The organism is Amycolatopsis sp. TNS106, assembly GCF_019330265.1.
GTDB lineage: Bacteria > Actinomycetota > Actinomycetes > Mycobacteriales > Pseudonocardiaceae > Amycolatopsis > Amycolatopsis lurida.
In genome coordinates this window covers 6,547,166-6,568,760 of the sequence record NZ_CP024972.1, presented here as the reverse complement: position 1 = coordinate 6,568,760, position 21,595 = coordinate 6,547,166, and the positions used below count along the sequence as shown (strand labels likewise).

At 67.9% G+C, this 21,595-nt stretch carries 24 protein-coding genes; 13 read left to right on the top strand and 11 right to left on the bottom strand.

The window, feature by feature from the left end:
- Positions 1–6 precede the first annotated feature (6 nt).
- Positions 7–483: a GNAT family N-acetyltransferase gene (locus CVV72_RS30080; protein ID WP_219147075.1), complete on the bottom strand. Its 477-nt coding sequence runs from the start codon at positions 481–483 to the stop codon at positions 7–9.
- 150 nt (positions 484–633) lie between these two features.
- On the opposite strand from CVV72_RS30080, the gene CVV72_RS30075 reads away from it, so the two are divergent.
- Positions 634–1,281 (top strand): VanZ family protein, encoded by a 648-nt coding sequence (locus CVV72_RS30075; RefSeq protein WP_219147073.1) that lies wholly within the window; start codon positions 634–636, stop codon positions 1,279–1,281.
- Here the strand turns inward: CVV72_RS30075 and CVV72_RS30070 are convergent.
- On the bottom strand, positions 1,222–1,398 hold the full coding sequence (locus tag CVV72_RS30070; RefSeq protein WP_219147071.1) for a hypothetical protein: 177 nt from the start codon (positions 1,396–1,398) through the stop codon (positions 1,222–1,224). The two genes, CVV72_RS30075 and CVV72_RS30070, sit on opposite strands and share 60 nt — an antisense overlap.
- 97 nt (positions 1,399–1,495) lie before the next feature.
- A complete protein-coding gene (locus CVV72_RS30065) occupies positions 1,496–2,176 on the bottom strand; it encodes a bifunctional 2-polyprenyl-6-hydroxyphenol methylase/3-demethylubiquinol 3-O-methyltransferase UbiG (RefSeq protein ID WP_255632305.1) in 681 nt (226 codons plus the stop codon).
- Between the two features lies 1 nt (position 2,177).
- Here CVV72_RS30065 and mug point away from each other — a divergent pair, with 1 nt between their 5' ends.
- The 6 genes from mug (at position 2,178) to CVV72_RS30035 (ending at position 7,314) form a co-directional block, all read left to right on the top strand.
- On the top strand, positions 2,178–2,729 hold the full coding sequence (gene mug, locus CVV72_RS30060) for a G/U mismatch-specific DNA glycosylase (protein WP_219147069.1): 552 nt from the start codon (positions 2,178–2,180) through the stop codon (positions 2,727–2,729).
- A 282-nt stretch (positions 2,730–3,011) separates the two neighbouring features.
- Positions 3,012–3,812 (top strand): response regulator transcription factor, encoded by an 801-nt coding sequence (locus CVV72_RS30055; protein WP_219147067.1) that lies wholly within the window; start codon positions 3,012–3,014, stop codon positions 3,810–3,812.
- 139 nt (positions 3,813–3,951) lie between these two features.
- Positions 3,952–5,796: an acyl-CoA dehydrogenase gene (locus CVV72_RS30050; RefSeq protein ID WP_219147065.1), complete on the top strand. Its 1,845-nt coding sequence runs from the start codon at positions 3,952–3,954 to the stop codon at positions 5,794–5,796.
- A 124-nt stretch (positions 5,797–5,920) separates the two neighbouring features.
- Entirely contained in the window at positions 5,921–6,196 is a 276-nt protein-coding gene (locus CVV72_RS30045; protein WP_125679496.1) for a GlsB/YeaQ/YmgE family stress response membrane protein, read from the top strand.
- 71 nt (positions 6,197–6,267) lie between these two features.
- Positions 6,268–6,564 (top strand): GlsB/YeaQ/YmgE family stress response membrane protein, encoded by a 297-nt coding sequence (locus CVV72_RS30040; protein WP_037307283.1) that lies wholly within the window; start codon positions 6,268–6,270, stop codon positions 6,562–6,564.
- 33 nt (positions 6,565–6,597) lie between these two features.
- Positions 6,598–7,314 (top strand): leucine-rich repeat domain-containing protein, encoded by a 717-nt coding sequence (locus tag CVV72_RS30035; protein WP_219147063.1) that lies wholly within the window; start codon positions 6,598–6,600, stop codon positions 7,312–7,314.
- Between the two features lie 3 nt (positions 7,315–7,317).
- Here the strand turns inward: CVV72_RS30035 and CVV72_RS30030 are convergent, their stop codons facing one another.
- Genes CVV72_RS30030 through CVV72_RS30020 form a run of 3 tightly spaced genes read right to left on the bottom strand, consistent with a single transcriptional unit; the run spans position 7,318 to position 11,343 of the window.
- Entirely contained in the window at positions 7,318–9,147 is a 1,830-nt protein-coding gene (locus CVV72_RS30030) for a VanW family protein (RefSeq protein WP_219147061.1), read from the bottom strand.
- 26 nt (positions 9,148–9,173) lie between these two features.
- A complete protein-coding gene (locus CVV72_RS30025; protein WP_007032412.1) occupies positions 9,174–9,467 on the bottom strand; it encodes a co-chaperone GroES in 294 nt (97 codons plus the stop codon).
- Between the two features lie 40 nt (positions 9,468–9,507).
- Positions 9,508–11,343: an NHL domain-containing thioredoxin family protein gene (locus CVV72_RS30020; RefSeq protein WP_219147059.1), complete on the bottom strand. Its 1,836-nt coding sequence runs from the start codon at positions 11,341–11,343 to the stop codon at positions 9,508–9,510.
- Positions 11,344–11,495: 152 nt separating this feature from the next.
- On the opposite strand from CVV72_RS30020, the gene CVV72_RS30015 reads away from it, so the two are divergent.
- Positions 11,496–12,065, top strand: coding sequence for a hypothetical protein (locus CVV72_RS30015; protein ID WP_219147057.1), 570 nt, complete (start codon positions 11,496–11,498; stop codon positions 12,063–12,065).
- Here CVV72_RS30015 and CVV72_RS30010 read toward each other — a convergent pair.
- Positions 12,032–12,529 (bottom strand): SRPBCC family protein, encoded by a 498-nt coding sequence (locus CVV72_RS30010; protein WP_219147055.1) that lies wholly within the window; start codon positions 12,527–12,529, stop codon positions 12,032–12,034. The genes CVV72_RS30015 and CVV72_RS30010 overlap by 34 nt on opposite strands.
- A gap of 35 nt (positions 12,530–12,564) precedes the next feature.
- Positions 12,565–14,910 (bottom strand): oxidoreductase, encoded by a 2,346-nt coding sequence (locus CVV72_RS30005; RefSeq protein ID WP_219147053.1) that lies wholly within the window; start codon positions 14,908–14,910, stop codon positions 12,565–12,567.
- A gap of 272 nt (positions 14,911–15,182) precedes the next feature.
- Here CVV72_RS30005 and CVV72_RS30000 point away from each other — a divergent pair, with 272 nt between their 5' ends.
- From CVV72_RS30000 to CVV72_RS29980, 5 genes are all read left to right on the top strand, one after another.
- Positions 15,183–15,617 carry a DUF3558 family protein gene (locus tag CVV72_RS30000; protein ID WP_255632304.1) on the top strand — a complete coding sequence of 145 codons (435 nt, stop codon included), beginning with the start codon at positions 15,183–15,185 and terminating at the stop codon, positions 15,615–15,617.
- A gap of 334 nt (positions 15,618–15,951) precedes the next feature.
- On the top strand, positions 15,952–16,455 hold the full coding sequence (locus tag CVV72_RS29995) for a hypothetical protein (protein WP_219147051.1): 504 nt from the start codon (positions 15,952–15,954) through the stop codon (positions 16,453–16,455).
- A complete protein-coding gene (locus CVV72_RS29990; RefSeq protein WP_219147049.1) occupies positions 16,456–17,073 on the top strand; it encodes a DUF3558 domain-containing protein in 618 nt (205 codons plus the stop codon). It abuts the gene before it with no gap.
- Complete coding sequence (locus CVV72_RS29985; RefSeq protein WP_219147048.1) at positions 17,070–18,275, top strand: hypothetical protein; 1,206 nt, start codon at positions 17,070–17,072, stop codon at positions 18,273–18,275. The genes CVV72_RS29990 and CVV72_RS29985 overlap by 4 nt, the downstream gene beginning before the upstream one ends.
- Positions 18,276–18,277: 2 nt before the next feature.
- Positions 18,278–19,021, top strand: coding sequence for an ESX secretion-associated protein EspG (locus CVV72_RS29980; RefSeq protein WP_219147046.1), 744 nt, complete (start codon positions 18,278–18,280; stop codon positions 19,019–19,021).
- On the opposite strand, the gene CVV72_RS29975 is transcribed toward CVV72_RS29980, so the two are convergent.
- The 3 genes from CVV72_RS29975 to CVV72_RS29965 form a co-directional block, all read right to left on the bottom strand.
- On the bottom strand, positions 19,018–19,773 hold the full coding sequence (locus tag CVV72_RS29975) for an amino acid ABC transporter ATP-binding protein (protein WP_034314132.1): 756 nt from the start codon (positions 19,771–19,773) through the stop codon (positions 19,018–19,020). The two genes, CVV72_RS29980 and CVV72_RS29975, sit on opposite strands and share 4 nt — an antisense overlap.
- Positions 19,770–20,573, bottom strand: a complete 804-nt coding sequence (locus CVV72_RS29970; RefSeq protein ID WP_016338198.1) for an amino acid ABC transporter permease — start codon at positions 20,571–20,573, stop codon at positions 19,770–19,772. The genes CVV72_RS29975 and CVV72_RS29970 overlap by 4 nt, the downstream gene beginning before the upstream one ends.
- A 76-nt stretch (positions 20,574–20,649) precedes the next feature.
- Positions 20,650–21,459 carry a basic amino acid ABC transporter substrate-binding protein gene (locus tag CVV72_RS29965; protein ID WP_219147045.1) on the bottom strand — a complete coding sequence of 270 codons (810 nt, stop codon included), beginning with the start codon at positions 21,457–21,459 and terminating at the stop codon, positions 20,650–20,652.
- Positions 21,460–21,595 lie beyond the last annotated feature (136 nt).

Below are 21,595 nucleotides of genomic sequence, written 5' to 3'. Positions count from 1 at the left end.
CAAACGTCACCCGGCGACCGGCAGATAGAGACGTTCGCGCCGGCGGGTGACGTCGTTCGGCATCGGCTCCAGTTCCCCCGTCGCGATGAAACCGAGTTTCAAATACAGCCGCCGGGCGTGGTCGTTGTCCTCCGCGACGTGCAGCCACACCTCGCGCGCGCCATGGTCCTCGGCCGCCGACCGCACTTCACCCATCAGCTTGGCGCCCAATCCCCGGCGGCGGGCTTCGGGCGCGACCCACATCGAGTAGAGGATCCAGTCGTCCTCCCGCACCCGTCCGGCGACGAGACCCACCGGACGCCCGTCGTCGAAGGCGGCGAACCAAACGTCCCCGGTCAGCTTCGCGAGCCACTCCTCGTCGGATTGCGCGCGTTCGGCCGCGGCGATCGAGCCGTAGTTCTCGGGCGTGTCCGTGAGGGCACGCAGGCGGATCTCACGGAAGACGTCGAGATCCGCGGGGATGAGCCGTCGAACGAGCACCATCCGGGCAGAATCCCACGTCCACCGGCGGAACAGGGAACGAATATCGCCGATCGGCCAAGATCCGGATCGGCCACTCGGCCGATCCGGATCCGGCAGCGGCGGCCCTTCGACCGAAGTGGCCGCACCCGGTTGATCCATAACGTCGTGGCCATGACGAACGCACAGGTCACCGCCCTGCAGTACGGCTTGATCGCCTTCTTCGCCCTCTGGGCGACGGTGCTGATCCCGCAGCTGATCGTCCTGCACGCGCGGCACGGCCGGGTGCGGCTTCGTCCCGTCCTGACCACGGCCGCCGTGCTGCTCTACACCACCATGACGCTGGCGGTGACCTTCCTGCCGCTGCCCGGCCCCGGCTTCAAGAGGCTGAGCCAGACCGTGCAGCTGAACCCGTTCCAGTGGGTCTCCGACATCCACACCGAACTGCTCAAGCACGGGCTGCCGATGGCCGACTGGTTCACCACCCAGACCTTCCAGCAGGCCACCATGAACGTGCTGCTGTTCGTCCCGCTCGGCTTCTTCGCCAGGGCGCTCTGGAAGCGCGGCCTCATCGGTACGACGCTGATCGGGCTCGCCGCGTCGATGCTGATCGAGGTCACGCAGCTGACCGCGAACTTCGGCACGGCGCCCTACGTCTACCGGATCTTCGACGTCGACGACCTGCTCAACAACACCGGTGGCGCGATGCTCGGCTGGATCGCCGGCGCCCTGCTGCTCAGCCTCGTGCGGAAGCCCGCTCCCTCAACGGTCGAGGTGCAGCCGCTGCGCGGCGAGCGGGTCGACCTCGCCCAGGTCCGCTAGCCTCGCCTGCCGCCGCTGGGCCGCGCGCCGCGCGGCCCGCCGGTCTTCCGCGATCACCAGCACGGTGGCCACGACGAAGATCAACGCGACCAGGCCGAGGATGAGCGAGAGCTGCAAAACGCCTCCTCGAAGACGACCTTGTGTGCGAGATCACAAACAGTACGCACATCGTGGTGACTTGACCACCCCTTGAGACGAAAGTGGGTGTCCCAGGTCACGCGGGGTTCGCCGAGAACCAGGTCCGGTCGTCGGTACACCAGCGCTCGAAGACCAGGCCTGCCCTGGTCAGCGCGGCGTTCAGCGCCTCCGAGTCCAGACGCCGGCAGGTGAAGGGCTGGCTCCACGATCCGCCGGCCACCGAGTACCGCACGACGGCCGACAGCAGGTCGCCGTCACGGACGACGCGCTCGAGTCGGACGTCGACCTCGCCCAGCCTGCCGCCCTGGGCTTCACGGACCGACTCGAACCACTCCGGCGGATGCCACTCGACGAGCACCCGGCCACCGCGCGCGACGTGGGCGCGAGCAGTGGACAGGAAGGCCTCGCGATCGACCGCGGAAGCGGTGTTGACCAGGTGGCTGCCCAGCAGTACCGCGTCGAAGACCCGGCCGAGCCGCAGTTCCTCGATCTTCGAACACACCTTGTCCGCGCGGACGTGCGCGAGCATCTCCGGCGAGTCGTCCACCGCGACCACCTGATGCCCCAGGTCCAGCAGGGCGTGCGTGATCCGCCCGACGCCGCTGCCGAGTTCCAGGATCGAGGCGCCGTCCGGGATCGCCGCGTGCACCGTCTCCGGCTCGTCGCCGGGCGGCAGCAGCCGGTAGACCTCGACCGGACAGCCGTCGGCCGTGAACGCCCCCTGCTCCATATCCGCCAGCTTGCCGGAAACTGGCACGGTGAGGACCAAACCGACCAAGGACGAGCTGGCCGCCGCCTACGGCAAGACCATCGACGACGTCATCGCGCCCGATCTGGACGTGCTGTTCTGCGGGATCAACCCCGGTCTCTACTCGGGCGCGCTCGGTCTGCACTTCGCCAGGCCGGGCAACCGGTTCTGGCCGGCGCTGCACCGCGGCGGTTTCACCCCGCGCCTGCTCGACCCCAGCGAGCAACACGAACTGCTCGGCCTCGGCCTCGGCATCACGAACGTCGTCGCGCGGACGACGGCGCGGGCCGACGAGCTGACCCCGGACGAATTCCGCGAAGGCGGGCGCCTCCTCGCCGCGAGGGTCGCCGAATACCGGCCACGCTGGCTCGCCGTGGTGGGGATCACGGCCTTCCGGACGGCGTTCGGGCTGCCGAAGGCGAAGATCGGCCCGCAGGACGGCGAGATCGGCGGGGCACGGGTCTGGGTTCTGCCCAATCCCAGCGGATTGAACGCGCATTGGACACCCGCGGCGCTCGGGGACGAATTCGGCCGCCTTCGCATCGAAGTCCACTCTGAGTAGCGAACTTGTCAGGTTCTGACCTCCGCGCGCTCATTCGAGCAAGAGTTCCACCACCAGCCGATACGCAGAGTTTGCCGAGACGGAGCGATACATCTATGAGGGGGATATCGCGTCACGTGCTCCCACCTACTGACTCGTAATAGTTACGAGGTGTCATCTCCGTCCGGTCCCGCAGGGGGACCGGTTGACGAGGGTGACCACGCCGGGGGGCGGTGGTCACCGAATGGACTTACGGGTCCTCTCGTCCGGAGATGGCGGGGCAGGAAAACGGAGGGGTCCGTGATGAGAAGCATCGAGCCGAACCGAACTCAGGCCGGCAGGCCTGGCGGACTGTCACCAGGCGGCCGCGGACTCGGCGTGGCCGCCGTCGATCCGATCCCGATCTTCTGCGAGGGCCTGAGCTCCCTGGTCCATCGCACGCCGGGCCTGCAGTGGCTCGGGCACGCGGCCAGTCATCACGCGGCGCTCCAGCTGTGCGAACAGCTCAAACCGGACGTCATCGTGCTGGATTCGGCGCTCGACCCGAACTGTCATCTGTCCCGCCTGCTCAGCGGCGGCGATCCGGCGCTGGTCATCATCACGATGATCAGGGACACGAACCGCACGCAGCAGTACCTCGCCGCGGCGATCGCGGCGGGTGTGCACGCGATCGTGCCGAGGGCGACCGACGGGCGGCATCTGGCCGAGGCGATCCGGCGCGCGCACAGCGACCGCCGCTACATCGACCCGACGCTGGCGGCGCTGACCGCGCGGCCGAAACGCCAGCCCGTGCTCCCCAAGCCGGGCGACGCCCCCAAAGCGGCGACCGCGCGCGGCCTGATGCCGCTGTCCCGCCGCGAGTACCAGGTCCTGCAACTGGTGGCGGAGGGACTGGAGAACTCCGGGATCGCGAAGATCCTGTTCCTGTCCGTGGAAACCGTGCGGACGCACGTCAAGAGCATCCTGCGCAAACTTTCCGCCCGTGACCGGACACATGCGGTGACGATCGCGTTCCGCTCCGGCATCCTGGTGGCGAACCCGGACGACGGGCACACCCCGGTCGAGACGCCCGCCGCTTCTTCGATCGCGCCGTCATCGCGCTGAGACCCCCCGTATTGCTGATTTACACATCACAACAGTGGCCATTCACTTGCCGCCGGTTACCCACAGGTAATATCCTGAAGTTACCGGCGAGTAGGGGACGTGTGCCCGGCCGGGGAGCCGAACACATTGGAGTGACGAAATGGGCCACTACAAGAGCAACGTCCGAGACCTGGAGTTCAACCTCTTCGAGGTACTCGGCGTGCAGGACCGCCTCGGCAAGGGCGTCCTCGCGGAATCCGACGAGGAGACTGCCCGCGGCGTGCTGACCGAGCTGAACAAGCTCGCTTCCGGTCCCCTCGCCGACTCGTACGCCGACGCGGACCGCAACCCGCCGGTGTACGACCCGAAGACCTTCTCGGTGAAGATCCCCGAGTCGTTCAAGAAGAGCTACCAGGCGCTGATGGACGGCGAATGGTGGCGGCTGGGCCTGCCGAACGAGCTGGGCGGTTTCGGTCTGCCCCCGACCGTGCAGTGGGCCGCGGCCGAGCTGATCCTCGGCGCCAACGCGCCGCTGTTCATGTACATGGCGGGCCCGAACTTCGCCGGCATCGTCGACAAGAACGGCACCGACGAGCAGAAGCGCTGGGCGCAGATCATGATCGACCGCGGCTGGGGCGCCACCATGGTGCTCACCGAGCCCGACGCCGGTTCCGACGTCGGCGCCGGCCGCGCCAAGGCCGTCAAGCAGGAGGACGGCTCCTGGCACATCGACGGCGTGAAGCGGTTCATCACCTCGGCCGAGAACGACATGGTCGAGAACATCATGCACCTGGTGCTCGCCCGTCCCGAGGGCCCCGGCATCGAGACCCGGCCCGGCACCAAGGGCCTTTCGCTCTTCCTCGTGCCGAAGTTCCACTTCGACGGCGAGACCGGTGAGCTGGGCGAGCGCAACGGTGCCTTCGTCACCAACGTCGAGCACAAGATGGGCATCAAGGCCTCCACCACCTGCGAGCTGACCTTCGGCCAGCACGGCACGCCCGCCAAGGGCTGGCTGCTCGGCGAGGTGCACGACGGCATCGCGCAGATGTTCCAGGTCATCGAGTACGCCCGCATGATGGTCGGCACGAAGGCCATCGCGACGCTGTCGACCGGTTACCTCAACGCGCTCGAGTACGCCAAGGAGCGCGTCCAGGGCGCCGACCTGCCGAACATGCTGAACAAGGCGGCGCCGCGCGTCACCATCACCCACCACCCGGACGTCCGCCGCTCGCTGATGCTGCAGAAGGCGTACGCCGAGGGCCTGCGCGCGGTGTACCTCTACACCGCGACCTTCCAGGACCAGGTGTGGACCGGCGAGGGCGACGAGGCTTCGCAGAAGGTCGCGCACGGCGTCAACGACCTGCTGCTGCCGATCGTCAAGGGGGTCGGCTCCGAGCGCGCGACCGAGCAGCTCGTGCAGTCGCTGCAGACCCTCGGCGGGTCGGGCTTCCTGCAGGACTACCCGATCGAGCAGTACATCCGTGACGCGAAGATCGACTCGCTGTACGAAGGCACCACCGCCATTCAGTCGCTGGACTTCTTCTTCCGCAAGATCGTCCGCGACAAGGGTGCTTCGCTGGCCTACGTCGCCGGGGAGATCACGAAGACCATCGAGTCGGAGATCGGCAACGGGCGGCTCAAGAACGAGCGCGGCCTGCTCAAGCAGGCGCTGGAAGACACCCAGGGCATGCTCGGCTCGCTGATCGGCTACCTGACCTCGTCGCAGGAAGACCCGCAGAACATCAACAAGGTCGGCCAGCACACGGTCCGCCTGCTGATGTCGGTCGGCGACCTGCTCATCGGCTGGCAGCTCATCAAGCACGCCGAGGTCGCCATCGGCAAGCTCGACGCGGGCGCGTCCGCGAAGGACGTCCCGTTCTACGAGGGCAAGCTCGCCGTGGCGTCGTTCTTCGCGAAGAACGTGCTGCCGGAGCTGACGTCGCGTCGCGCGATCGTCGAGGCCGCGGACAACAGCCTCATGGACATTCCCGAAGCCGCGTTCTAAACGGTTTCGTGACGAAAGGCCCTCTCCCGCGTGGAGGGGGCCTTTCTGGTTTCGAGGGCGTTGCGGCCGGGCATCTCCGTGCTGAGTCCGCCCTCCCGGCGGAGACCTCGGCAAAGGAGTCTCAATGACAGTCACCGGCATCATCACGGCGATCGTGGTCGGTTTGATCCTCGGGGTGCTCGGCAGGTTCTTCGCCCCCGGCAAGCAGTCCATCCCGATCTGGCTGACCATCGTCGTCGGTATCGTCGCCGCCTTCATCGGAACGGCGATCGCCCGTGGGCTCGGCTACGCGGACACGAAGGGCTTCGACTGGCTCGAACTCATCACCCAGATCGTCCTCGCCGGTATCGGGGTGACCCTGGCCGCGAACCTCTACGGACGCCGAGGTGTCACCCGGTAAGGGGTCTTGAGGCGCGATGAGCCCGAATCGGTGTCACCGTGGGCTCATCGATCTCCAGCGAAGGAGGAACCATGTTGGGTGGCCTTTGGGGCATCATCACCACGATCGTGGTCGGGCTGATCCTCGGTGTCATCGGCCGGATGCTGGCGTCCGGCGATCAGAAGATCCCGATGTGGCTGACGATCGTGGTCGGCATCATCGCGGCTTTCATCGGCAACTGGCTGGCCGGTGTGTTCGGTGTCCGTGACACCCCGGGCATCGACTGGATCCGGCACGCCTTCCAGGTCGGCGCCGCCGTCGTCGGCGTCATCGCCGCGGCCGCCATCTACGCGAAGGTGAAGGGCGGCGGGCACCGCGCCGTGACCTGATCGGGGCCGGCACATCGCCTATGGTCGGCCCCTGTGACCACTCGACTCGATCTCAGTGGCCAGGGGCTGACCTCCCTGTCCGGCCTTCCCCTCCCTGCCTCGCTCGAACATCTGGACCTGTACGACAACCAGCTGACGTCGATTCCCGACGAGCTGTGGTCGCTGTCCGGGCTCCGCGTGCTGAATCTCGCCGCCAACCGGCTGACCGCCCTCTCGCCCGCGATCGGCGCCCTGCGGAACCTGCACACGCTGGATCTGGGGCACAACGAGCTTCCGGCCCTGCCGGACGAACTCGGCGAACTCTCCGGGCTGACCGAATACCTCTACGTGAGCGACAACCGGCTCACCGAATTCCCCGCCGCGCTCTGTTCGCTCGGACGGCTGAAATACCTTGGCTGCACGGACAACCGCATCCCCACCCTTCCGGATGACCTCTCCGGGCTGGCCTCGTTGCGCGAATTCCGCTTGTACGGCAACGGGCTGACCGAACTGCCGGAGTCCATCGGGACGCTCTCCGCGCTACGCGAACTGCATCTGCGGAAGAACCTGCTGACGTCCTTGCCGTCCTCCATCGGGGAGCTGAGCGAATTGCGTCAGCTGGATCTGCGCGAGAACAAGCTCACTTCGCTGCCGTCGTCCATCGCCCGGCTGTCCAAATTGGACAAGCTGGATCTGCGCTGGAACAAGGAACTGCGGGAGCCGTCGTGGCTCGCGGACTTCGAGGCGCGCGGCTGCATGGTGCTGCGGTGAAGCTCAGGCGCAGATGACCGCGGCCCGCGGCGAATAGGTCGCGTTGCGGGTCTCCCGGCGGACCTCCGTCCCGGTGACCACGTCGATCAGCACGCGGGTGTCCGACGTGCTGAACCCGGCCGTGCCGGGATCGGGTACGCAGCCGGGCCCCGACCCCATCTGCACCGGCTGAGGGACGTAGGAGTGCCGCTCGCCGCCGACGCTCTGCACCGAAAACCGTTTCGTGCCCCAGATCCGCACGGTCACCGAACCGTTCGCGGGGAGCACCTGGATCGCGATCCCGGTCGGGGCGTCGTTGACGATCTGCAGCTCGACCGGCGAACCGTCGTCGTTGATCGCCTTCACGTCGCGCGCGACCGGATAGCGGTCCAGGTAGTGGTCGTGTTCCAGATGCCCGCCGTCGGCCAGGCCCGCCAGGTACGCGGCGTTGTAGAGCGTCGTCGCGAGCTGGGAGACGCCGCCGCCGACCACGACCGGCCCGGTGCCGTCTTCGTTCACCGGAGCGGGGACGTACCCCGCGTCCGCCGTCCTCACCCCGGACCGCGCGCCGAGGCTGAACGTCTCGTTCGGCTTCACGATGGCGCCGGAAACCCTGCTCGCCAACGCCTGCACGTTCGTCATCGCCGGCCCGCTCAGTCCCGACGTGGTGAATTCGCCGATGACCTCGTTGATGCCGAGGACGTTCGCCGCGTCGGTGCTGACGGCCGGGCTGCTGGCGTCGTAGACCGCCTTCAGCTCCCGCTCTTCGCTCTTCGCGAGCACCGAGGTCAGCGACGAGAACGTGTGGTCCCAGTTGATCTTCCGCGCGTCCTTCGAGGGCTGCACCGCCGGCCTGTCGCCGACGAAGACGATCTGCGCGTCCGCCCCGTCGGTCTCGGTCTCCTTGAGCTGGGGCTGCGCGGCCGCGCGCAGTTTGCCCTGGTCGATGCGGACTTCGAGGTTCCCGTCGTCGCGCGCGGCGAACTGGAAGGACTCCGCGATCGTGTGCGGTTTCAGCGTCGCGTCCTTGCCCTCGCCACGGATGACGAGCGGTTTCGCGACCGCGGGGACGACGATTTTGACGAGCGCCGCGTGCACACCGGGCGAAGTCGCCTTCACGGGCGCGACGTTCACCTTGAACTCGACGCCCTCGTCGCTCAGCCAGCGATCCGTGACGGCGGTGACCGCCTCCTTGACGTCGGCCACCGTCTGCCCGTGCCGCGGCTCGACCGCGGCCGCGACGACCCCGCCGTCGCTGCCCGGAACGGGCTGGAACGTGATGTTCCCTTCGACCGGCGGGCGGTTCAGCTTCGCGGCGGCGAGGTCCGAGACGGCCTTTTCGAGCTTCGGCGCGTCGGTCCAGGTGACGACGCCGACCTCACGGCTGCTGAAGAACGACATCAGCCGCGTGTACGGGCTCAGCGGCTGATGTCCGGCGCGCCCCAGCGTCTGCGGCCAGTCCAGGCCGAGACCCGACGACGTCGGGTACAGCACCGTCCGGACGTCGCCCGCCCGCACCCGCACCGGCTCGATCAGCCTGGGCTCCAGCTCACGGCGGAGCTTCGACTCGGCCTCCTTGTGCGTGAGGCCGCCGACGTCGATCCCCGCGACCGTGACACCGCGCGGGACGTCCCCGGCGCTGACGATCAGATCGACCGCATAAGCGACCACGAAGAGGCCCATGAGCACCCCGGTGACCATGAGGGCCTTGCCGAGCCCCCTGCGGAGCTTCGACGCGGGCGTAGGTGGCGGCTGGACCACCCGGTCGCCCTCGAAGAGCTCGTCCACCAGGTCCTGGTCGGAGTCCGGGAGGAGGTCGTCGGTGAACAGGTCGTCTTGCCCATCGCGTGCCAACTCTCCCCACCCCTCCCGCAGCCGAGCTACAAGTACAACCCCGTGCCGTGTTCGGTCCGTTCGGTCGCCACGGCGTGGATGTCACGTTCCCGCATCACCAGGTGCCCCTCGCCCTGGATCTCGACCTCGTGCTGGTCGTCCGGGTTGAACAGCACACGATCGCCGGTCTTGACGTTCCGCACACTGTTGCCCACGCCCAGTACATCACCCCACGCGAGGCGCCGCGCGACCTGCGCGGTGGCGGGAATGACGATGCCGCCGGAACTCCGGCGCTCGCCGTCCTCGGGGGACAGCTTCACGAGCACCCTGTCCTGCAGCATCTGAATCTCGAGTTTCGGCCGATCTGACACGAGTACGACTCTACTTACCCGGATCGCCCGCCATGACCAGGCTCAGCGCGGTTTCCCCGCCCTTTTCGAATCGCACCGGCACGCCCCAGTCCTGGCGGGTGATGCGGCACGCGGGGTGTTCGCCTCCGTCATCGCAGCTGGCGGCCTGCGCGACGACCTGCAGGACCCCGCCGGAGACGCCCTCGGCGAAGCGGAGCTTGCGGAACAGGTCCGTGCCCACCCCGGCGCCGTCGGCGAGCAATTCGGGCGGCGACGCGCTGATCTCCAGCCGCGTCGACGGGCCGAACCGATCGTCGAGCTTCTCGCCGGGCGGCGGGGTGAAGACGACGGAGAACTCCAGCTCACCCGGCGCCAGCACGGTCGGCGGACGGCGGACCGCGTGCGCGTCCCCGGCCACCGCCTGCTCCCCGAGCGGCACCGGGCCGACGCGGCTTCCCGCCGACTCGACGACCAGCAGTTCACCGTCGTGCACCAGCAGACCGGACGGCTCCGCGAGCCCGGTCGCGAGCGTGGTCACCTGCCGGGTGATCGGGTCGTAGCGGCGGATGGCGCCGTTGTAGGTGTCGGCGATCGCGATGGTTTCGCCGGGCAGCACGGCGAGCCCGAGCGGATGCTGCAGGAGCGCCTTGTCGGCGGGCCCGTCGACGTGCCCGAAGGAGAACAGGTCGACGCCGACCGCGGTGTGCACGGTGAACGTCTCGCCCTCGGGCTGGATCCAGCGCAGCGCCGACGTCTCCGCGTCCGCGAGCCACAGCTTCCGCCCGTCGGGCGTGAGACCGGACGTCTGCGCGAAGAACGCTTCGTGGACGTCGCCGTCACGCAGGCCCTCGACGGTCGTCCCGGCGAAGCGGCGGATGGTGCCCGAGACCGGCTCGAACACGCTCAGCGTGTGGTTGCCCGCCATGGCGACCACGACGCCGCCCGCGGGCCCCCACCAAGCGACGTCCCAGGGGCTGGTGAGATCGATGTCGAGCGCCTTGCCGGTGTCGACGCCGTCGCGCCACTGACGGCCGGTGCCGGCGACCGTGGAGACCTCGCCGGTGATCAGGTCGATACCGCGCAGCCGGTGACCGGCCGTGTCGGCGACGACGGCGTGGTACCCCGCGCGCTCGGCGACTTCGTACGGCAACAGGGTGATCCCGGACGGTTCGGTGAAGCTCGCCAGGTCGAACGGCCCGTCCTGCGCACCGCGTTCGCCGCTGCCGAAGCGGCGGATGATCGTCTCGCCGTCGGACGCGAACTCGACGATCGAGTGGTTACCGGTGTCGGCGACCAGGATGCGGCCTTCGGCGGTGGTGACGGCCTTGCTCGGGAAGCGCAGCTCGGTGCGCTGCTCCTCGACCGGGACGTACGGGCTGCCACCGCGGCGCAACGTGCCCTTGGCCTCGTGGGTCGCGACGAGGTCGGCGATCACCCGGCGCAACGCCTCGGCGTGCCCCTCACCGGCGGCGACGTGGACGACGTAACCCTCGGGGTCGACGACGACCAGCGTCGGCCACGCCTTGACCGCGTACTGCGACCAGGTGGCCATCTTCGGGTCGTTGAGGACCGGGTGGTGCACCTCGTAGCGCCGCACGGCGGCCTCGATCGCGGCCGGCTCGCCCTCGTGCAGGAACTTCGGCGAATGCACGCCGATGGTCACCAGGACGTCGGCGAACTCGGCCTCCAGCGGGCGTAGTTCGTCCAGCACGTGCAGGCAGTTGATGCAGCCGCTGGTCCAGAAGTCCAGCAGGACGACGCGGCCGCGCAGCCCGGCGAGCGTGATCCGCTCGCCGCCGGTGTTGAGCCACCCGTCGCCGTCGAGCTCGGGAGCCCGGACGCGGGACTGCGTTCGTGGGGAAGTCACGACATGAGTGAACTACACCCGTGGCCGTGCTGTTCCGAGGTCCAGGCGTTGAGAGGGCGAGCTCACCCCGAGGGAGGAGGCCCATGTGGGTGATGAGGGAGTGGTGTTAAAAGGGAAGGCGTCTTCGCGGTGCGCAATTTAGGCTCGAACACATGTCCACTGTTGAGCACGCCTTCACCATCGAGGAGGCACACGACCTCCAGGCGAGCTTGGCCGAACCCGTGCGTCCCGGGTTGAGCGAGGCCGAGCTCGACGACGTCGAAGCCCGCTTCGGCTTCCGGTTCGCCGCCGACCACCGCACTTTCCTCTCCGCCGGGGTGCCGATCGGCGACCGCTGGCCGGACTGGCGCTGCGGCAACCCCGACCAGCTGCGGAAACGCCTGGACTGGCCGGTCGACGGGGTGCTGTACGACGTCGAACACAACGGCTTCTGGCCGTCGGACTGGGGCATGCGCCCGATCGACCTCGCCGACGCGCTTTCGCGGGCCCGCTCGCAGCTGGCGTGCGCCCCTCAGCTCGTGCCGGTCTGCGGGCACCGGTATCTGCCCGGGATCGCCGGGAGCTCGGGATATCCGGTGCTTTCGGTGTATCAGACCGACATCGTCTACTACGGCTACGACCTGCGGGGATACCTGCGGCACGACTTCTGTGACCAGCCCTTGGGCCCGCCGCCGCCCGGCGGGCCGCGTCAGATCGAGTTCTGGTCGCGGTTCGTGGAGTGAGCGGACTCGGCGGCGGCCTTCAGCCTGGCCAGCGTCGCGGCGATGTTCGCGCGGTTGGCGTCGTCCCGCTTCCAGACCCCGGTGAACAGCGACGTCGGCCCGCGTAGCCAGCCCGGCCGCCGGTCCCACGTGCTTTCGACGGCCACGCAACCGTCAGCCGTCGCCTCGATGTCGTACTGCCAGCGCGCGACGGGGAGACCGGCGAACGTGGTCACCTCGAACGCGAACCGTTTGCCCTCGTCGGCGTCGGTGATCGTCGAGAGGGTGCTCCAGCGACGGATCCCGCGGCGGTTGCGGCCGCGGAACCGGGCGCCGACGGCGGGCTCCTTCGCCGCACCGACCCAGCGGTGTCCTTCGTACTCTTCGGCCATGTCCGCGAGGGCGCCCGGGTCGCTGACCAGGGCGTACACCTTCTCGGGCGGGGCGGCGATCGCGATCTTGCCGGTGGCGCTGCGCTGCGTCATCACATACCTCCGTACTGAGGGTATGTGAAATACCCTCAGTTGTCGCGGCGGAGCATGCGGCTTATGCCGGCCGCCACCGTCGTCGCCAGCACCCAGCCCGAGGCGGTGAACCCGGCCGCGACCCAGTTGTCCATGCCGTGCATGTACCAGCGCGACTTGTTGCCGAAGTCGACGATCGGGACCAGGAGGTCGATCGTGTAGAGCACCGGATTCCACTGCAGCCCGGTGTCGTCCTGGTTGACCAGGCACCGCGGCCCGCTCACCGTGAGCTTCGGATTCGTGATGCAGTCGTCGACGCCGAGCCCGAACCACAGGCTTCCCAACACGAGCAGCGTCAGCAGCCAGCCCAGCGCGCGCACCGGCCGGAAGCCGTAGCCGACCATCGACCGCTGCAACCAGCTCCACACGTGCACGCCGGGCCCGAAGAACTTGAAGCCCTTCGCGAGCGCCTCGTACCGGAACTGCTGCTTCTTCAGCAGCACCGTGGAGGCGTGCTCTTCGTTACCGGACGCGCGCAGCGTCGCCGCCAGCTGGTCGTAGGGCCCCGGGCGGTAACCGTCCATCGCCTTGCGCAGCAACGCGATCCGATGGTCGATCGCCCGGTCGTCGTCGAGCGCGATGTCCTCTTGCAGTGCGTCGTACCGGAAATCCTCCAGCTCGATGCCGGTCGTCGACGCCCAGAACGCCTCGTTGTCGCCCAGTGTCCCGCAATGCGCGCGCCGCAGCACGATCCGGCCGTCCGGCGGGACACCGGGCGTGAGCAGGAATTCGTCGGCCGAGACATCACTGCCGTCGAGCGCGATCCCGTGCTGCGGCAGGGAACCCAGCCGCGCGCCGCGGAAGTCGACGCGCCGGGCGACCTGTGCGCCGTCGAGGTTGACCCCGCCCTGCGCGACGAACGGGCGCTCCTTGTTCTCGGTGAGGATCAGGTCCCGGCCGATCCGCGCGGTGCGGACGTCCAGCGAGTAACTGGTGCGCGTGCGGGCGCCCGGCTCGGTCAAACTCGTGCCGAAGAGGTTCACGCTGCCGCCGATTTCGGCGCCCTGCAACCGCAAGGTGCCCTGGACGGTCGCGTCGGTGAGCTGGAAATTGCCCGCGATCTTCGCGCGCCGCGCGGAAAATACGTCGCGGCGCGGGTGGAGGAACATCGAGTTCCACGCCAGCACGTTGCCGCCGACGGTGATGTCGGCCATGCGCAACTGCCCGGACGGCACCCGCAGGCTCGTCGCCTCCAGGTCGCCGCCGATGGTGGTCCCGTCGAGGTGGATCGCGCGGTCGTAGTAGGGAATGGTCTGCCCGCGGACGACCTGGACCTCGGCACCGGCCAGCCGCAGCGAACCGCCGATCCTGGCGTTGACCATCCGCAGCGTCCCGGTCGCCTGCATCCCGTCGCTCAGCTCGAGGTTTCCCTTGACCGTCGAGCGATCCGCGACCAGCGCCGGCCGCGGATCGATGTAGGGATCGTTCGACTTCCACGCGTCGACGACGATCGGCCCGGACTGGTTCACCGAAAGCCTCGCCTCGCGGAAGATGATGTCACTGTCCACAGTGGCGCTCGGCAGGAACATGATCCCGCTGGCGGAGAAGCGTTTCCGCTGCGCGGCGGGCCCGTAGTTGTCCACCTCGCACAACAGGCTGCCGCCGATGTGGATCCCGTTCCCGTTGAGCGCGAAGCCGTCCCGGTTGTTCAGCGTCGCGCCGGAGAAGTTGACGTTACCGCCGGCGCGCATGCCGGGGATGCGGACTTCCCCGTTGGCCACCAACCGATACGCCAGCAACGCGCCGACGATGTTGACCCGGTCGGCCTGGATCGCCTTGCCGCGCGGATGCGTGATCACCGTGCGGGTCAGCACGACCGAGCCCTCGATGACCGCGTCGGTGAGGTTGACCGCCGCGTTCGGCATCCCGCGCTCGCGATCGTCACCGCGCTGGACCGTCGTCTCCTCGATTTCGTGCTCGGCGTCGACGTGCACGACACTGCGGATGAGGCGGACGTCGTTGCGGGTGCGGAGGTTGCGCGCCTTGAGCCCGGGCAGCCAGCATTTGCGGAACACGAGCCCGAGCAGATGCGCCTCACGGACGTCCGGCGGATGCTCGAACCTGCACCGCTCGAACCGGAACAGGTACTTGATGTCGGCCGCGCGCAGATCGAGCGTCCCGGTGATGTACGCGTCCTCGACCTGCACGATCGGCGCGTTGGTCGCCTGACGACGCCAGCGGAGCAGCCCCGTCGTACCCGGCTTCATCAGCTCGGACGCCGGGACCTCGTACCGCTTGTCGGGGTTGGGATCGAACGGATCGAGCGGTGGCAGCGACGTGTCGCCGTTCTGGTCGCCTTCCCCCGGATCGCGCGGCCCGTTGTTGCGCCGAAAACCCGGCATCGTTTCGTTCCCTCCCCCGTCGTTCCTCGGGCACCAGCGAAGCCGATCACACACGGGATTCGCAAGTGGCCCAGGACATCAGACCGGAACCTGCCACGGGGTACGACGGCAGAACGGCCGTCCGGGGTTCCGGACCAGGCCGTTCGGGTTCGGGGTGGTGATCTTGGCCGGATCGGCCGCCGGTTCAGCGGTTCGCTGCTACGGTCACGCACCGCAGTCGGTGATGACTACGGGTAGGTCGCGCCCTTCGGGGCCCGTGCGGGGAGCACGAGATGAAGCGTTTCTTGGTCTTGGCGGCGGCAGCATCGCTCTTGAGCGGTGGTTGCGGCACACAGGTAGCTGGCAGCCCGACGAGTTCGCCGTCTTCGCCGCGGCTTCCGTCCGATGGAGCACCGGCGGTGACGAAACCGATCGCCGCCACGGCGACCGTCGAGGCTGACCCGTGCAGCGCCATCCCCACCACCGAGATCGAGGCGATCGGCGGAAAGATCAAGAGGACGCGAGTCGACGACCTGACCATGGGGAACGCCTGCGCCTGGATCTTCCAGGAAGCGCCGAACACCCTCAGCGCTGGTCTCGTCACTGGGAACAAGGACGGTCTAAGTGCCCTCTATGCACAGAACGCAACTGGTGGCCTCACCACCTTCAAGCCGGTCGATCCGTCGGTGTTCGAGATGACCTCGTCAACACCGTCATCCCGCGCCTGACCGACCACCATCCTTCCTACTCGGACCCATGCGGGATGGCGACCAAGGTCGCGGCAGCGGCGATCACGAACCTCGCCGGCGCTTAGCTCGCCGACGACTCGCTTCATTCGGAGGGGATAGCGCGTCTGTCTCCTCCCAAGCCCTGCGATCCGGCCAGCCAAAATGGTCATCCGGGACGAAGTGCACCAGATCGGATCGAGCGACCCATCTTTCGATGGCGATCTTCACGAAGGTGCTGATCACCGGTTTACCTGCTGCTATCGTCACCGGTTGGAGTCGGTAGGGAACTACGGGTAGGTCGCGCCCCATCGCGGCCCGTGCGGGGAGGCACGACATGACCAGACCGGGAAGCGGCCCTCGAGGGGTCTACGACCAGCTGAACACCACGCCGCCGCAGGCACCGCCGCCGGGTGCGGGGATGATCTCCGGTGCAACTGCTGCGCCACCTCCGGCTGACCCGGATCAATACACCAAACTCGGCAGTGGCCAGGCGAAAGCGGACTTCGCGGCCGCTTCGGCTAACAACGGCTGGGAGTTCGACCCGGCAGCCATGGACAAGGTCATCAAGGCGCTCCAGGACAGTCTGGACAATGACTACAGCCGTGCCAATACCGAGGCGACGTTCCTCACCGGGATCGATGCCATGGGTACAGAGGTGGGCAGCGAGGGATACGTAGCCAAGGCCAACGCGTCCGGCGCCGCCTACCAGGAGTTTCTCCGCAGCGCGGTGGACTACACCACTGCCTATGTGGATACGTTGAGGCAAATCCGTGACGCGTACCAGCGGCAGGACCAAGCCGCTTTGGACGCTATCCGCGACGTCGGAAAGGCAGTTTGAATGGGATCGCGTTCGGCCCTTTTGGTTTTGGCGACAGCAGCGTTGCTCGTCAGCGCATGCAGCGATTCCAACAACGGCAACCCGACCACACCAGCGCCCTCGTCCCCCGCCGGCCAGGCGAGTTCGCTACCGCGGGCCGGTGCGCCGAACATCGATCAGCCTCTCGACACCGCTGCCGCCGAAGCCGATCCTTGCAGCGTCGTGAAGAACGACCAGGTACAAGCGTTCGGCGGGGGCGCGGTGGACCGATCCCGCGTGGAAGAACTGTCCTCCGGCAAGGTCTGCACCTGGGTCTTCGCCAACGGGCTGGGCACGATCAGTGCGGGCATGAACACCGGCGAACGTGACGGCCTGAGTCACCTGTACGCGTTGAACGCACAGGGCAGCGGCCTCACTACCTTCAAGCCGTCGGAACCGATCGACGGGTATCCGTCTGTGGTCTTCGCCAACGGCGGCGAACGCAGCTATGTCTGCAATCTGGCCGTCGGTGTCCGCAACGACCTCATGTACACGATCATCGCGACACCTGGGACCAGTAACCCGAACCGGTCTGATCCGTGTGGCATGGCCACCAAACTGGGTACGTACGCGATTCAGCATCTCAAGGCGGCGCAATGACCTACAGCGGCTGGGAGATCTTCGAGAAGCTCAACGCCAACCCCCAGACCACGAAGCGGCTCGACGCGGCGCAAGTGGCCTCCCACAAGCTGTTGGTGATCCACGAGGACATCAGCAAGGCGATGGAGAACAGCCAAACCGCGCTCAGTTCCTTCTGGAAGGGCAAGGCCGCCGACAGCGGCGTAGCGGGCCTGGCGCCGCTCATCGCGACCTCCAAGATCGCGGGCGAGAACATGGATCGCGCTCGCCAGTCGATGTTCGATCAGAACGCCTCTTTCCATTACACGCGTGGCAATGTCCGTCCGGTCGAGAAGGAGCGCGCGGGGGACAGCGGGCCCGAGGACGTCTTGTCCATCGGCGCGAGTGACGACGAGATCGCGGCGGCGAAGTTCGACGCGGACACGAAGCACAACGTCGAGATCTACGAGCCGTATTACCAGAGCACTCAGCCGCGGCAGCAGTCGCTCGCGCCGGCCTATCCGGCCGCGCACGATCCGAACGTCTCGTCCGGGCCGATCACGCCGGATCCGGTCGATCCTGGTCAGACCAAGGTCAGCGGGTTCAGCGGCGGGCCCGGCGACTCCGGGCGGCACAGTGGCCCCGGGGGGTATACCGGCGGGCCGAGTTCGTACAGCGCGCCTCCGGGCGCCGAGGGTTATCAGGCGCCGAGGCCGCCGCAGGTCCCGCAGCCGCCGAGGATTCCGCAGGTTCCGCGACCGCTGCCTTCGCCGCAGCCGAACGATCGAACCGAGCTGTCCCAGTGGGACCGAGGGACGCAGGTGCGGCCCGGCGACCACCGCCCGCCGAGCTTCGGGCCAGGCCCAGGCGGCCCTGGACCTGGTGGCGGTAGCGGTTTCGGCCCGGGTTCGGGTGGGTTCAGCGGCGGTTTCGGGCCCGGCGGAGGGTTCGGGCCAGGCGGCTCGACGGGTGGGCCGGGGAGTATGGGGCCCGGCCGCGGCGTCGGCGCCGGTATGCCTGGCGAAGGTGCGATGCGCGGTACACCGGCGGGAGGGCCCGCGGCGGCGGGACGCCCCGGCGCGCCTGGCATGGGTGGCGGCGGGATGGGCGCCGGTGCCGGCAAGGGCAAGGGCGGCGAGGACGAAGAGCACCAGCGCAAGATCACGCTGCAGGAAGAGGACGGCGACACCCTCTTCGGCGGCTACGACGGGGACAAGCCGGTTCCGCCGGTGATCGGCGCGTAATCGTGCTGCGGAAACCCGTCGAGCTGACGCTCCAGACCTACGAAACCCTGCTGGACCACCACAATCTCGGCGACATCCATCCGACGCTCGTCCGCGGCGCGCAGTGGTACCTGCCCGAGGAACGCCGCGAGCTCGCGGCGACCGCACAGTCCGAATTGGACGGACAAGGTCTGCTCACCCGTGGCCGGATCGACGACGAATTCCTTGACACGCTGCGGTTTCTGCAGCGGCCGGCGGTGGAGTACTACTCGTGGGTGAAGTCCGAGGGCCGTGAGCGGACCGTTCGCGCCGCGGGCAGCGGCCGGGAAGCGGTCACGGTCGTCTTGGTCGACAAGGTCGTCTACCTGACACCGACGCGGCCGGACACGCTGGCGCAGGATTTCACCGGTCTGCTCCCCGAGGCCCCCGCCGCGCGCACACCGTCCCTGAACTGTTCGGAAGACGACCTGCAGGTTCTGATGAAGGGCGAAACGCTGACCGGCGGCGGCCCGAGCGTCCGTGACGCCAAGAAGATCCTCCAGTGGATCCGGTCGCCGCATACCTTCTTCGGCAGGCTTTACGTCGCCATCCGTGACGGCGGCGGCAACCGGAAACGCGTCGAGAGACCACCGGGCTGGATGGACACCGATCAGGGCCGCGTCGTGTTCGGCCCGGACGCCAAGGGCTGGGTGAGCCTCATGGGCGCCGGGCCGCACGAAATCGTCGCGAAGGTCGTCCAGCTGGAGTCGCAGCTCCGAGGACGCTAACCCTGGTGGTTCGGGTTCAGGACCCGTGAGAGGAACGTCTTCGTGCGTTCCTCCTGCGGGTCCCCGATCACCTGGTCCGGCGCGCCCTGCTCGACGACGACGCCGCCGTCCATGAACAGCACGATGTCGGCCACCTCGCGGGCGAACTGCATTTCGTGTGTGACGACGAGCATCGTCATGCCCTCCTGCGCGAGCTGCCGCATGACCGCGAGGACGTCGCCGACCAGTTCGGGGTCCAGCGCCGAGGTCGGTTCGTCGAACAGCATGACGTCGGGGTCCATCGACAGCGCCCTGGCGATCGCGACGCGCTGCTGCTGCCCGCCGGAAAGCTGCGTCGGCAGCGAAGACTCCTTCTCCGCCAGCCCGACCTTCGCGAGGTTTTCCCGCGCGATGCGCACCGCCTCGTCCTTGCCGCGCTTCAACACCTTGCGCTGCGCGACGGTGAGGTTGTCGAGCACGCTCAGGTGTGAAAAGAGGTTGAACGACTGGAAGACCATGCCGATCTTCGTGCGGGCGCCGTCGATGTCGACGTCCGGGTCGGTGATCTCGCTGCCGTTGACGACGATCTTGCCCTGCTGTGGTTCCTCGAGGAGGTTGACGCAGCGCAGGAGCGTCGATTTGCCCGAGCCCGACGGGCCGATGATGCAGACGACCTGGCCCCGCTGGACCGTCAGGTCGATGCCCTTGAGCACCTCGAGCTCGCCGAACGCCTTGTGCAGTCCCGAAACCTCGACGATCGTCTGGGTGCTCATACCGTTCCTCCGCCGGGCACTCCGGCTCCGTATTTCTTCTCTAGCCGCTGCTGCAGGATCGACAGCGGGATGGTGATGACCAGGTAGCACAGACCGGCGACGACGATCGGGGTCAATCCCTTGGCCTCGAGCAGTGCCTGGCGGCTGAACTGCGCGAGTTCCTGCTGCGCCGGGGTGGTGCCGAGCAGGAACGCCAGCGACGAGTCCTTCGTCAGCATGATCAGCTCGTTGGCCAGCGGCGGCAGGATGATCCGGAACGCCTGCGGGATCACGACGGTGATCATCGTGCGAGCGGGTGACATACCGAGCGAACGCGCGGCCTCGACCTGTCCGCGCGGCACCGCCTGGATCCCGGCGCGGATGGTTTCCGCCATGTAGGCGGACGACACGATGCCCAGTGCCAGCATGATCGCGACGTTGCGCGGCAGGGTCGTGTCGAACGCGGTCGGCACGCCGATGCCGACGGCGAGGAAGATCAGCAGCGCGGGCAGGCCGCGGAAGAACTCGATGTACCCGCGCGCGAACCAGCGGTACGGGCCGACCGAGGAAAGTCTCATCAGGGCGAGCAGCAGGCCCAGCCCGAGGCCGAGCGCGAAGCCCAGCGCGGTGAAGACGATGGTGTTCTTCAGTGCGACGGTGATGACGTCCGGGAACTGCTTGGCGGCGACTTCGAGGTCGAAGAACGCCTTGCCGATCCGGCTCCAGTCGGCCAGCAGCGCGAGCACGATGACGATCACCAGCAGCAGGACGTACTGCCCGGTCCGGAAGGCCGAACGTCGCTGGCGGCGGCTCAGAGCCATTTCTCTCCTCAAACAGGTGGCGACAAGCCTGTGGCCGGTGCGTGGGCACCGGCCACAGGGCGGCTTCAAACTAGTGCTAGGCGGCACCGCCCGGCTGCCAGGTCGGCGCCTTGCCGAACCACTTCTGGTAGATCTGCGCGTACGAGCCGTCCGCCGCGGAGGCCTTGAGCACCTCGTTGATCTTGCCGAGGAGGGCGCTGTTGCCCTTCTTCACGCCGATGCCGTAGAACTCGTTCGTCTTGAACTCGGTGACGACCGTCGTGTCCGGGTTCGTTTTCGCGAAGTCGTAGAGCACGCCGTTGTCGTTGACGCCCGCGTCGACCGTGCCGTTCTTGACGGCCTGCTCCAGCAGCGCGAGGTCGTCGAAGGTGACGATCTCGGCGCCGGCGGCCTTCTCCTTGGCGTAGTCGGCGCCGGTGGTGGCCGACTGGACACCGATCTTCTTGCCCGCGACGTTGGACAGGTCCTTGATCGGCGAACCGGTCTTGACCAGCAGCGCCTGGGTCGCCTCGAAGTACGGGTCGGAGAAGTCGAACTTCTCCTTGCGCTTGTCGGTGATCGTCATCCCCGCGGCGGCGAGGTCGCATTGCCCGGTGTTCATCGCTTCGCCGGACTCGATGGTTTCGAAGGCGATGTCGACGATGCTCTGCTCGACCCCCAGCTTCTTGCCGACCAGGTCGACCAGGTCGACGTCGAAACCGACGATCTTGTCACCCTGCTTGACCTGGAAGGGCTGGTAGGGCAGGTGCGTGCAGGTGGTGACCTTGCCGGACGCGACGAGCTGGACGCCGCCGGCCGCGGTTCCGCCTTCCTCGCCGCACGCGGACAGCGCACCCGCGGCCAGGGCGAGCGCCGGGATCAGGGCGAGCGCTTTGAATCGAGCCACGTCGTCACTCCTCGTAGTTCCCATGTGTCGAGAGCACGCATATTGCCACTCATCCGGCGGCAAGCACAGCACTACGACGTTACAGCGCCGTTTCGGCCGTCACGGGCGTTGCATGAGGTATCGCGCCGGCATGGCA